Here is an 11,841-nt window from a genome sequence, read left to right on the forward strand (position 1 = left end):
ATCAGTGCGCCCCGCCCACCGCAACGAACTTGAACAGGAAGATCGCGGCGATCACCCAGACCACCGGCTTCACCTCGCGCGCCCGGCCGGCGAACAGCTTGAGCACCGCGTAGGTGATGAAGCCGCAGGAAACCCCAGTGGCGATCGAATAGGTGAACGGCATGAGCAGCGCCGTCACGCAGGCCGGGATCACCTCGGTGCGATCGTCCCAGTCGAGGTCGGCGAGTTCGCGCAGCATCAGGCAGGCGACATAGAACAGCGCCGGCGCGGTCGCGTAGAGCGGCACCGCGGCCGCCAGCGGAGCAAAGAACAGGCAGGCCAGGAACAGGACCGCCACCGTCACGGCCGTCAAGCCTGTGCGGCCGCCCTCCTCCACTCCGGAGGCGCTTTCGAGATAGGCGGTTGTGCTCGACGTGCCGAGCAGCGAGCCCGCGAAGACCGATACGGAATCGGCCATCAGCGCGCGGTCGAGGCGGCGCATCCGGCCCTCGGTCAGCAGTCCGGCCCGGTTGGCGACCCCCATCAGCGTGCCGGTGGCGTCGAACAGTTCGACCAGAAACAGGACCAGGATCACGTTGAGCAGGCCACCCGACAGGGCGCCCGGAATATCGAGGGCGAACAGCGTCGGGGTGATCGACGGTGGCAGGGAGACGATACCCTGGAAGCCGTTCCCGGCAACGGCGAAGCTTAGGGCCGTGACCGTGAGGATGCTGGAGAGCAGAGCCGCCCGCACCTTCCGAGCCGAGAGGACGGCGACCATCAGGAACCCGATCACGGCCAGGACCGTCCCGGGTCGATGCAAATCGCCGAGGGTGACGAAGGTGGCTGGGCTTGCCGCGACGATGCCGGCATTCTTCAAGGCGATGATCGCCAGGAACAGGCCGATCCCCGCCGTGATCGCGATCCGCATCGAGCGCGGGATCCCGTCGACAATGATCGCGCGCAGCCCGGTCAGCGTGACGATCAGGAAGCACAGGCCGGATATGAACACGGCCCCGAGGGCGGCCGGCCAGGCGAAGCCGAGGCCCTGCACCACCACGTAGGTGAAATAGGCGTTGAGCCCCATCCCGGGCGCGAGGGCGATCGGATAATTGGCGTAGAGCCCCATGATCAGCGAACCGAGCGCTGCCACGAGGCAGGTCGCCACGAACACGGCGCCGCGGGGCATGCCGGCATCCGCCAGGATGCTGGGGTTGACGAACACGATGTAGGCCATCGTCAGGAACGTGGTCAGGCCCGCCAGCAACTCGGTGCGGACACTGGTGCCGTGCTCGGCGAGCTGAAATGTTCGCTCCAGAAAACCGCCCGACGGCGCGGGAGAGATGGCATCCCGCTTCATGCCGAGGCGCCGTCCGCGTTCAGGCTGGCCGCGACGGCCCGGTAGATCCGGTCGGGCGCGAACGGTGTCGCCGTAAGTCGCGCCCCGGTCGCGTCTCGGATCGCGTTGCCGAGCGCCGCCGCGACAGGGTTGAAAGGCGATTCGCTCATGGATTTCGCGCCAAGCGGGCCGACGCTGTCGTGAGTCTCGGCGAACAGGACTTGCGTATCCGGGACATCGGCGCAGGCGGGGATGTGGTAGTCGCGAAACGCCTGCGTGATCACCCGCCCCCCGCCGTCGATGCGGACATCCTCGTAGAGTGCCGCGCCGATCGCTTGCGCGACGCCGCCTTCCACTTGGCCGCGGCACTGCATCGGATTGATGACGCGCCCTGCATCGGCGGCGTGAATGCTGCGCAGGATGCGCACCTCCCCGGTCTCCGGCCGGACGGCCACCCGGAAGGCCTGGACGTTGAACGACACCGAGCGCGGGCTGCCGTCGGCGTGCCCGTCCGCCTCCAGCGGTCCGAGTGCGGCAAGAGCGAGCGGACCGCCCGGTGTCGCGACCGTATCGCCGGCGAGCCGACAAGCCTCGACGGCCGCGCCGGATATCTCGGCCGCCCGGGCGCGGATCCGCTCCGCCAGGGCCTCGGCGGCGCGCAGGACTGCCAGACCGCCAACGACGGTGCCGGTGCTGCCATAAGCACCGGTGTCGTGGCCAACCGTATCCGTGTCGGCTCCGAGGACCCGGACGCAGCCGGGATCGGCGCACAACGCGGAGGCTGCGATCTGACGGTGCACCGTGCTGGTGCCGTTGCCGAACTCTGCGGTGCCGACCCGGACGGTGTAGGGACCGTCCGCCTCCAGGCTCACCCGTGCGTCGGCGAAGTGGCCTCGGGGCGGGATCGTGTCGATCATCGCCATCGCCATGCCGGTGCCGGCGCGCCAGCCCGGTTCCGGCTCCGGTCCTGGATCGGCTTGCATGGCCGCTTCCACCAGATCCAGGCACTGGTCGAGCCCGTAGCTGCCGAACACCACGTCGTGCGGCTCCAGGCTGTTCGACACCATCGGGTCGCCCGGCCTGATGGCGTTCCGGCGACGCAGCTCGAACGGATCGATGCCGAGGCGCCGGGCGATCTCGTCCAAAGCGGATTCGAGGGCGAAGATCGTCTGGCTCAGGCCGTAACCCCGGAAGGCGCCGGACGGGACCGTGTGGGTGTAGACGGCGCGCCCGGCGACCCGCTTGTTCGGGCAGGCGTAGGCCGCCAGCACCTCGTTGCAGCCGTGGTGGATCACCCCGCCTGCATGGTTGCCGTAAGCGCCAGTATCGGAGAGGACGTCGAGGTCGATGGCCGTGAGCGTACCGTCCCGCCGGGCGCCGACCGTTACTGTGACCCGCATCGGGTGACGGGTCGTGGTCGCAATGAACTGCTCCTGCCGGGTCAGCTCCCAGCGTACCGGGCGACCGGTCCGCAGCACCGCGAGGGCGACGAGATCCTCGGTCAGCATCTCCTGCTTGCCGCCGAAGCCGCCGCCGACCCGCCCGCAGACGACGCGCACCGCATCCCGTTCGAGGCCGAACAGCTCGCACAGGGCATCCCGGGTCAGGAACGGCACCTGGCTGCTGGTGCGCAGCGTCAGGCGGCCGTCTGGGTCGTGCCAGCCGATGCAGCCATGGGTCTCCAGCGCCGCGTGCTGGAGCCGCTGGGACAGGAAGGTGTCCGCGTAGATGATATCGGCTTCAGCGAGTCCCGCCGCGACATCGCCGACCTCGCCGTGGACTTCTGCGGCCAGGTTCGGGTGGGGCCCAAGGGGCGGCGCATCGTTGCCGGGTTCTTCGCCGGGATTGTGGACCCGCAGTGCATCGGATGTGAGCGCCAAGGCTGGATCGAGCAGAGCGGACCGGATCGCGTAGGTGACGCGCAGGGCCCGGCATCCGGCCTCGGCAGCCGCCTCATTCTCCGCGATCACGGCGGCGACGCGTTGGCCGACGAACCGCAGGATCGGATCGAGCACGCGGGTATCGGCGGCGTCGTCCCTGGGGTCCTGGTGGCGGCCGGTTGAGAAGCGGCCGGGCGGTGCGTCCGCATGGGTGAGGATTGCAACGACGCCGGGGATCGCGTGCGCGGCCGCCGCGTCGATCGTCACGACCCGGGCATGGGCATGCGGCGAGCGCAGCACCTTGAGGTGGAGGGCGTCACCGGGCGGCATGTCGAGGGTGAAGCGCTCCCGCCCGCAGACCACCGGCAGCGCGGCCGGGGCCGGGAGGCTCTGCCCGACCGGATCGTCGCCGTTGTATCCTTGAGCCGCATGGCCAATCCCCGCGATGGCGTCGCGGATCGCGCGATAGCCGGTGCAGCGGCACAGATTGCCCTTGAGCACGGTGTCGAGATCCCACCGCTGGCCCTGGTCGAGGGCGGAAGCGGTCATGATCATGCCGGCGGTGCAGAAGCCGCATTGAAAGCCCTGCGCGGACAGGAAGGCCGCCTGCATCGGGTGGATCGTGTCGGGTAAGCCGTCATCCGCGCGGCAGGAGCCGGCGAGCCCCTCGATGGTGGTCACGGCCCGGCCCTCGGCGCGGAAGGCCGGGATCAGGCAGCTATGGACCGGTTCGCCGTCCAGGTGGACCGTGCAGGCGCCGCAATCGCCCGCGTCGCAGCCCTTCTTGACGCCGAACCATCCGGCCTCGCGCAGGTAGGTGCGCAGGCACTGGCCCGGCCGCGGCGCGCCTTCGTACCGGCTCCCGTTGATCGTCAGATGCATCGGCCGCCCTCCTGCAACGCGTCGCGGATTTCCCGGGCGAGGAGACCGGTGACGTGGCGCCGCCAGTCGGGCCGGCCGTGGACGTCGTCGTAGTAGAGCGTGTCGGGGATCGCGGCGGCGAGGGCCCGGGCCAGAGTCACATCGTCGGGCGAAGCGTCGAAGGCGAGGCGGACCGGCCGGCGGATTGCAGCCGTCACGGTGAGCGTCAGGGCGCCGTCCGCGTGTCGTGTGCCGATCAACAGGGCACCTGATCGACCGGCCGGACTGAGGCTGATGCGCCGGAACGCCGTCCGCCGAACCAGCGCCTCCGCCGGGACGTGCAGGCTGCGCAGGATCTCACCGGCTCGCAGGGCGTTCCGCTGGGGACCGAGCACAAAATCCGCTGCGGGCAGGTCTCGCTCGGCGCCATCGGTCGACCAGATCGCGCAGCGCGCCTCCAGCGCCACGGCCAGCGCGATCATCGGCCCGGCCGGAAGAGCGAGACAGAGATTGCCGCCCACGGTCGCGGTGTTCCAGATCTTGAACGAGCCGAGGAGCGCGCGGCAGCACTGGCCGATCAGCGGCGCTGCGCTCCAGTGAGATGGAAGTGCGAGCCGGTCGAGCTGCGCGAAGGTGCAGGTCGCCGCGAGGATCAGGCCGTCCGGTCCGATCGCGTGCGCGGGCCAGCCGAGACCCGCGAGGTCGACAAGGCGCCGCGTTTCCGGCTGCGGTTCGGAGAACAGCCACGTTCCACCCGCCAGACAGGCATCCCCCGCCTGCCACGGCGGCAGTTCGGATCGGCTGCGCGGCCTGAGGACGGTCTCGATGGTGTTGAGATCCATGCAGCACGCCGTCCGGGCAGGAAGAGCATCGGGCCACGCACTATGCGTGCCGGTTCGCCGGCCCGGTCAAGTCACGGCCTAGACCCTGCTTGGATCGCACCGTGTCGCGCCTTAATACTCGACAGCCACCCCGATCGTCTGGAGTCCACGATGCCGCTGATGGCCGCGCGCTACGGAAAGGAACGCGTCCGGGTGATGCGCCTCGCCCGCGACGGCGCGCACCACGTCCCGCGCGAACTGACGCTCTCGGTGATGCTGACCGGGGCCTTCGACGCCGCCTGGACCGACGGGGACAACAGGGCGAGCATCGCCACCGACAGTGTGAAGAACATCGTCAACGTGACGGCGGCCCAGAACCCCACGCTCGACGCGGAGGCGTTCGTTGCCGCATTGGCGCGGGTGTTGATCGAAAGCTATCCACAAGTCGCCTCGGTATCGATCGAGGCCGAGGAGACCCGGTGGCTGCGCCACGCCGTCGATGGCGCGCCGCATGATCACACCTTCACCCGCGACGGCAACGGCTTCGGCTACGTGGGGCTGGTCACCGATCGCTCCGGATCGACGCTCCGCTCGGGCCTGCGCGATTTCACCTTCATGAAGACCACGCAATCCGGCTGGACTGGCTTCGTGAACGACCGGTATCGCACCCTGCCCGATACGACCGACCGGATCGCCGCGACGAGCATGGATGCGACGTGGTCTTGGTCGGTGAAACCGGACGATTTCGGGATCGCGAATGCCCGAATCCTCGCCATCCTGCTCCGGGTCTTCGGAACCACGTATAGCCGCGGTGTTCAGGACAGCATGTACCGGATGGGTGAGGCTGCGCTCGCCGAGGTGCCGGAATTGGCCGAGATCGCGTTCGTGATGCCGAACAAGCATTATCTGCCGGTCGATCTCAGGCCGTTCGGGCTGGACAACGCCGGCGCCGTCTTCCAGCCGACCGATGAGCCTTATGGCCGCATCGAGGCGACGATCGGTCGACGAAGCTGATCAGCCGAAGAGCTTGGCAGTTCCGCGATTAATGTTCGGTGCTTTCTGGTGGTTCGGGAAGCATCGCGAGCGATGGGCTGAGACCGCGATTCCCTGCATTTGGCCGGTGTTGCGCTACCCGGACTAGGCCAGTGTCGGCCGCAGGTCGCGTCAGTTCGGCTCGCTGGCGTCGTCGGATCCGGGCTCGTCGACGATGCGGCCAATCCGCGGCACGAGGGGCAGACGCATTGTGCAGCGCAAGCCGTCCGGTTCGAAGGCGAGATCGATACGGGCATTCAACTCGTAGCGCAGCATGTCGTTCAGGACCTGCATGCCGAAGCCCCGCCGCGTCGGCAGGGCGACATCCGTGCCGCCGGTCTCCTTCCAAGTCAGCACCAGATCGTCTGGCCGCATCGTATCGCCGGTGTCTATCGACCAGACAACGTTCACCTTGCCTTCGGACAGTCCGAATACGCCGTGCTCGACGGCGTTGCTGCAGAGCTCATGTACAGCCAGGGCCATCACCTGCCCGGCCTTCGGGCGGAGGCGGACAGCCGGGCCCGCCAGGTCCGCCTGATCGCCCTCGCGAATGAGATGGACCATCAACTCGTCCGAGATCAGCGAATGCAGGCTGATCCCGCCGGACATGTCGAGACTGATGCGCGCGCGGGCGATCGCATCGAGCCGGCCTTCGAGATGGGTGGCATAGCCTTCGACGCTCTCCGCGGTATCTGCGGAGAGACGCAGCACCGCACGAAGCATCGCCAGGGTATCGCGCAGACCGTGACGCAACCCGTCGGACGCACCGCTCGCATCGAGGAGACGTCTCAATCGCGCGTTGTCCGCCTCGAGGGCATCAACTCGCGCGTCGCGCACGTGATCCTGTGCCATGCAGGTCCTCTCCGGGCGAAAAGCCACGATGATGCGACTGGCGCCGAACCCGCGCGTGATACCGGGGCGACCATCACGTGTTCAAAAAGTGCGGTCAACCACCTGCGCTCGACCAATCGATTGCGCACGATGAGTGGGCGGTGCGACCTTTTAGAACTCGCGTGCTCGGGTTCTCCCGGCCGAGTTATCGACGCGATCCCGCAGTGTGTGCCTCGAATTTACATTGGAAGATAGAATCAAAATTCAAGTTTCGCAAAATATGTGCGTGATTATCGCGATCTGAATCCGTTCTGATATACAATTTCTTAAATTTATAATCGTCTAGAAATTCGGATCAAGAAAAATTAATCTTTGCCAAATTCATGACTTAAAGCTAAGAGATCTCTTGAAGGCTGCAGTGCATCTCTATCTTGCAGAATAGAGTTCGAAGATCATGAAATCTCGGAAGCAGACGATCTGTCTTTCTATGATAGTCAAGAATGAGGCGCACGTCATTCGTCGATGCCTCGATTCGGTTAGACCGATCATCGATCACTGGATCATTGTCGATACCGGTTCGACCGATGGCACACAGGATGTAATCCGGACCGCGATGGCGGACATACCGGGGTCCGTGGTGGAGCGGCCATGGGTCGATTTTGCACATAATCGAAGCGAGGCGCTCCGCTTGGCCCGCCCGCATGCGAATTACTCCCTGATCATTGACGCGGACGACGAACTGGTCATTCCGGCGGGATTCATTCTGCCTACACTCGATGCGCCAGCTTACAATATCACAATTCTCGACAGTTTTACGCGCTACCTTCGCCTCCAACTGGTCAATAACGCGTATCCGTGGCACTATCGAGGCGTCGTGCACGAATTTCTCGATTGCCCGAAATCGACTTGGCACGGGTCCATGCCACTTGCGATGAGGCGAGGAGAGGACGGCGCGCGGCATCGTAATAGCGGAGAAACTTATAATCGCGATGTGATTCTCTTGGAAAAGGCGCTAAAGTCCGAAAAAGATCCGTTCCTCGTCGCGCGCTACACATTTTACTTGGCTCAGAGCTACCGTGACATACATGATTACAACAATTCTCTGAAATTTTACCTGAAACGTGCAGAATTGGGCTTCTGGGACGATGAGGTGTACATAAGCCTTCTTAGTGCCGCCTACATCATGGAATTTCTTGAGGAACCCATCGACGCGGTTCTTGCCATGTACGATCGTGCGATCGCCACGCGGCCGAGCCGGGCGGAAGCGCGGCTTGGGGCCAGCCGCTTTTGCCGGAATAACCGAAAATATGTAGATGCATTCCACTACGCTCAAGCTGGAATGCCGCCGCGTATGAACGCATCGGATCTCTTTGTTCAGCCCTGGATATATCAATATGGTCTGAAGGACGAATATGCAGTGAATGCTTTCAACACCGGACAGACACGCGCCTGCTTATCTACCTGCTTGGATATGCTGACGAACGCCGATCTACCCTCTGATGTGCGGGCTCGTATTGCGCGCTTGGCCGCTGAAGCCTTGGGCAAGATGGTCGATCCGATCTGGGGTTTTGCCAAATACTCCTATAAGACGCACTTCATGCCAAATTGGCAATTTCAAACACTGCTTTGATTTTGCTTTAATTGGATTCGGGGGTCAAAGCGACTGAAACCGCAGGGGCGCGCTGGGGCACCACCGGCGCTGAATCCCCTCTCGACCCTTGCCCCAAAGCGGCTACCGGTCCTCCAGCCCGCGTCTACCTGTAGCCACCCGTGATGTGGTGAAGGTGCATCTGTGGTTGATCAAAGCACGCGCTAGCCAAGTCGACTGAAACGGATATGGCCGCCTCGCACCGCGATCGCCGGCACCCGCCAGCCCAGCCCAGCCGAACGGCCCCCGGGTATCCACCGCGATCCGCCGACGTTGTCTAAGCGGAGACACGCTTTACCGGGAGTTTGGCTATGGGGCTGCTCGCGTTCATCGTCTTCGTCTGTCCCAGGAGGGGCATCGCCGGCCTGTTGTGGCTGCGGCAACAGCAAGCCCGGCCGCTCTGACCAGCAATCGACGGATTGGCGGGGCTTCAAACGCAACATGTCCGCTTCGCTCCTTCAAAGCCTTAGACAGATCGCTCGAATGAGCTGCTTTACTCTGGTCTTTAAAATCATTAAATCAAATCAAAAATAATAGTAGTTTTAGTAAAAACATAATGATATTTCGATCATTAAATGTTGATTATTGTAACATTCATTTCTTGATGGTGCGATGTGATCCAAAAAATTTGCTTCCGGGTCGGCATCGCGATAAGCCCTGCCAGGACAAGACTTGGATTGGATTTGGATGGCGTCCCCGGAGCGCACTCGCGCGCGACAATCTTCTCTCAATCTGCAGTCGATTATCATCGGCTCTGCTATCGCATTGTTCATGATCTCCATCGGGATCGGAACGTTCTCCGTGTTCCGCATCGGTCTGGTCAACGAGACCAGTCGGTCGGTTGCCGGAGAAATCCGGGCGGTGGCGATCCTCGGCACCATGAAGCAGCTCAGCCAGGAGTTGCGGGCGCTGGACGTCCTGGCCCATCATGCGCCATCCGATGCGTCGCGGCTGGATTACCGAGCGCGGATCGCGAAGGCGCAGGAAGCGTTCTCCGGCGCCTGGAGCGCCTACGCGCCCACCGTCGCGGGGACTGACGAGCAACGCCTCGCCCATACACTGCGCGAGGCTTGGCAACACTTCCTGGCGGTCGAGGCGGAGGCGGCGGCGCTCGACCGTGCCGGCGAGCGCGAGTTGGCCGATGCGGTGTTCGATACCGTCTTGCAGAACGAGGCCGCCGGTTTCACGCAGGCAGTGGACACAGTGCTCGGCTACCGCCAGGCCCGAGCCTTCGACCGGACTGCAATGGCGGATTCAGTCGGCGACGCCTCACGGATTGCGGTGATGGTTGCCGTCGCCATGGCGGCTTTCCTGACGCTCGGAATCGTCTGGTTCATCCTGCGCCGGGTCGCAGCGCCGATCGCCCGAATAACCCGCGTCATGGAGCAGCTCGCCGAGAACGACCTCGCCGTTGCCGTGCCATCCGACGCCCGCAGCGACGAACTCGGCGCCATGGCGGGCGCGTTGCGGGTTTTCAAGGACAACATGCTGCGCACCCAAGCCATGGAGGCGGAAGCGGCGCAGCTTCGGGCGCAGGCGGAGGAGCAGCGCCGGACGGTGATGCACACGATGGCGGAGCGCTTCGAGGCCTCCGTCGGTGGGATCGTCGGCACGGTGACGGCGGCTGCTGTCGAGCTCCGCGGGTCGGCGGACCAGATGAGCCGGATGGCCGGGGAAACGGCGACCCAATCGACCAGCGTGGCGGGTGCGGCGGAACAGGCGCAATCCAATGTCCGGATGATCGCCGCAGCCGCCGACCAGCTCGGCACGTCGGTCCAAGAGATCGGACGTCAGGCCGAGAAGACCGCCGCGATGGCCAATGGCGCCGCCACCGATGCGGCGCAGACCACGGAGCTGGTCCAGGCGCTTAACGGCGCCGCCGACCAGATTGGCGACGTCGTCCGGATGATCGCCAAGGTCGCCGCCCAGACCAACCTCTTGGCGCTCAACGCCGCCATCGAGGCGGCGCGGGCCGGTGAGGCCGGCCGGGGATTCGCAGTGGTGGCTGCCGAGGTGAAAGCCCTCGCCGGACAGACCAAGCAGGCGACCGACGACATCACGCGGCATGTGAGCGTCATCCAGGGTTCCACCGCCACAGCCGTCGCGGCGATCACCGGCATCACCACCCGGATCGAGGACATGAGCCGGGCAGCCGCCTCCATAGCGGCGGCTGTGGAAGAGCAGGGCGCCGCCACGCAGGAAATCGTCCACAACATCGCCCAGGCCGCGCAGGGCACCGGCGAGGTCAGCACGCACATCACCGATGTGGCCGGCACCGCCGAGAAGGCGGGAGATACGGCCGAGACGGTGCTCACTGCCGCGAGTGCCCTGTCGCGCGACGCCGAGCGCCTCGGTGCCGAGGTCATCCGCTTCCTTCAGACGATCCGCGCCGCCTGAGGCCGCGTCGGACCCAACACGCCGGACCCGACATCATGAACCGATCAGGCACGGCCCGGACCATCTCGGGGATCCGCGTCGCTCTCGCCGACGCGTGCGGCCGCGCCCGGTCGTGGCACGTCGCGCTCCTCGTCGCCCTCGCATTCGGGCCCATGGCGGCCGCCGCGACGACCCTCGGCGTGACGATGATCCCCCCGGTCGCGTTCACGCAGCTCCTGCACGATCGGATCGCGGAACACGCCAAGTCCCGCAGCGTAGCCGTTCAGTTCGCCTTTTCGCCCGAGGGCGCGGGCGAACAGCAGATCGCACAGGTCCGCTCCTTCATCGCCGCGAAGGTCGATGCGCTTCTGGTCATGCCGGTCGATGCGACAGCGAACGCCACCATCACGCGTCTCGCGCAGGAAGCCGATATTCCGCTGGTGTACTTCAACAACGGACCGCGGGAGGACTGGTTTTCCGGGCGGGTCGCCTTCGTCATGCCCAACGATCTCGTCGCCGGTCGGCTGCAGATGCGCAAGCTCGCCCATATGCTGGACGGGTCCAGATCGGTCGCGATCCTGGCGGGGCATCCGACCCATTCCGGATCAGTGCTGCGCACGCAGGGCGTCAAGGAGGTGATGCGCGAATTCCCGAGCCTGCGTCTCGTCGCCGAGGCTACAGCGGACTGGGACCGCGCCAAAGCCCGCGCCATCGTCGCCGGATGGCTGGCGCAGGGCCTGTCCATCAACGCGATCGCGGCCAATAATGACGAGATGGCGCTGGGAGCCGCCGAAGCTGTCGCGGCGACGGGCATTCCTGCCGGGCGCATCCTGATCGGTGGCGTCGACGCCATCCCGGCCGCCATCGCGGCGATGCAGAAGAAGCAGTTGGCCGTGACCATCCATCAGGATGCCGCGATCCAGGGCGGCAAGGCGGTGGACGATGCCCTGGCGTTGATTCGGCATGAGCCCGTGCAGCAATACGATTGGGCGCCGTTCGAACTGGTCACAGAGCGGATGTCCACCGCCCACTTCGCCCAATAAGCAGGGGCAGCACTCATCGTTTCGAAGTGAG

The 11,841-nt window shown here is 65.2% G+C and carries 8 protein-coding genes; 4 read left to right on the forward strand and 4 right to left on the reverse strand.

Translation table 11 applies throughout. The features are described from left to right. Window position 1 precedes the first annotated feature (1 nt). Genes MKK84_RS15100 through MKK84_RS15110 form a run of 3 tightly spaced genes read right to left on the reverse strand, consistent with a single transcriptional unit; the run spans window position 2 to window position 4,901 of the window. A complete protein-coding gene (locus tag MKK84_RS15100) occupies window positions 2–1,339 on the reverse strand; it encodes an NCS2 family permease (RefSeq protein WP_243920987.1) in 1,338 nt (445 codons plus the stop codon). Beyond that, window positions 1,336–4,080 (reverse strand): molybdopterin-dependent oxidoreductase, encoded by a 2,745-nt coding sequence (locus tag MKK84_RS15105; RefSeq protein WP_243920989.1) that lies wholly within the window; start codon window positions 4,078–4,080, stop codon window positions 1,336–1,338. Before MKK84_RS15105 ends, MKK84_RS15100 begins: the two co-directional genes overlap by 4 nt. Beyond that, window positions 4,071–4,901, reverse strand: coding sequence for an FAD binding domain-containing protein (locus tag MKK84_RS15110; protein WP_243920991.1), 831 nt, complete (start codon window positions 4,899–4,901; stop codon window positions 4,071–4,073). The genes MKK84_RS15105 and MKK84_RS15110 overlap by 10 nt, the downstream gene beginning before the upstream one ends. A gap of 150 nt (window positions 4,902–5,051) precedes the next feature. Between MKK84_RS15110 and pucL the strand changes: the two genes are divergently transcribed. Further along, the gene (gene pucL, locus MKK84_RS15115) at window positions 5,052–5,894 is read left to right on the forward strand and encodes a factor-independent urate hydroxylase (protein ID WP_243920993.1); all 843 of its coding nucleotides are present in this window, start codon (window positions 5,052–5,054) and stop codon (window positions 5,892–5,894) included. A 150-nt stretch (window positions 5,895–6,044) separates the two neighbouring features. Here pucL and MKK84_RS15120 read toward each other — a convergent pair whose 3' ends face one another. Then, the gene (locus MKK84_RS15120; RefSeq protein WP_243920995.1) at window positions 6,045–6,764 is read right to left on the reverse strand and encodes an HWE histidine kinase domain-containing protein; all 720 of its coding nucleotides are present in this window, start codon (window positions 6,762–6,764) and stop codon (window positions 6,045–6,047) included. 466 nt (window positions 6,765–7,230) lie between these two features. Between MKK84_RS15120 and MKK84_RS15125 the strand changes: the two genes are divergently transcribed. The 3 genes from MKK84_RS15125 (at window position 7,231) to MKK84_RS15135 (ending at window position 11,810) form a co-directional block, all read left to right on the forward strand. Next, on the forward strand, window positions 7,231–8,373 hold the full coding sequence (locus MKK84_RS15125) for a glycosyltransferase (protein WP_243920997.1): 1,143 nt from the start codon (window positions 7,231–7,233) through the stop codon (window positions 8,371–8,373). A 705-nt stretch (window positions 8,374–9,078) separates the two neighbouring features. Further along, window positions 9,079–10,788, forward strand: coding sequence for a methyl-accepting chemotaxis protein (locus MKK84_RS15130; protein ID WP_279599533.1), 1,710 nt, complete (start codon window positions 9,079–9,081; stop codon window positions 10,786–10,788). Window positions 10,789–10,823: 35 nt separating this feature from the next. After that, window positions 10,824–11,810 (forward strand): substrate-binding domain-containing protein, encoded by a 987-nt coding sequence (locus tag MKK84_RS15135; RefSeq protein ID WP_243921001.1) that lies wholly within the window; start codon window positions 10,824–10,826, stop codon window positions 11,808–11,810. The last annotated feature ends 31 nt before the right edge of the window (window positions 11,811–11,841 follow it).

The organism is Methylobacterium sp. E-065 (genome assembly GCF_022829605.1).
Lineage (GTDB): Bacteria > Pseudomonadota > Alphaproteobacteria > Rhizobiales > Beijerinckiaceae > Methylobacterium.

Bases quoted from the DNA above. Each gene is read 5' to 3' on its own strand.
- MKK84_RS15100 (WP_243920987.1), bottom strand. From the start codon at position 1,339: ATGAAGCGGGATGCCATCTCTCCCGCGCCGTCGGGCGGTTTTCTGGAG.
- MKK84_RS15105 (WP_243920989.1), bottom strand. From the start codon at position 4,080: ATGCATCTGACGATCAACGGGAGCCGGTACGAAGGCGCGCCGCGGCCG.
- MKK84_RS15110 (WP_243920991.1), bottom strand. From the start codon at position 4,901: ATGGATCTCAACACCATCGAGACCGTCCTCAGGCCGCGCAGCCGATCC.
- pucL (WP_243920993.1), top strand. From the start codon at position 5,052: ATGCCGCTGATGGCCGCGCGCTACGGAAAGGAACGCGTCCGGGTGATG.
- MKK84_RS15120 (WP_243920995.1), bottom strand. From the start codon at position 6,764: ATGGCACAGGATCACGTGCGCGACGCGCGAGTTGATGCCCTCGAGGCG.
- MKK84_RS15125 (WP_243920997.1), top strand. From the start codon at position 7,231: ATGATAGTCAAGAATGAGGCGCACGTCATTCGTCGATGCCTCGATTCG.
- MKK84_RS15130 (WP_279599533.1), top strand. From the start codon at position 9,079: ATGGCGTCCCCGGAGCGCACTCGCGCGCGACAATCTTCTCTCAATCTG.
- MKK84_RS15135 (WP_243921001.1), top strand. From the start codon at position 10,824: ATGAACCGATCAGGCACGGCCCGGACCATCTCGGGGATCCGCGTCGCT.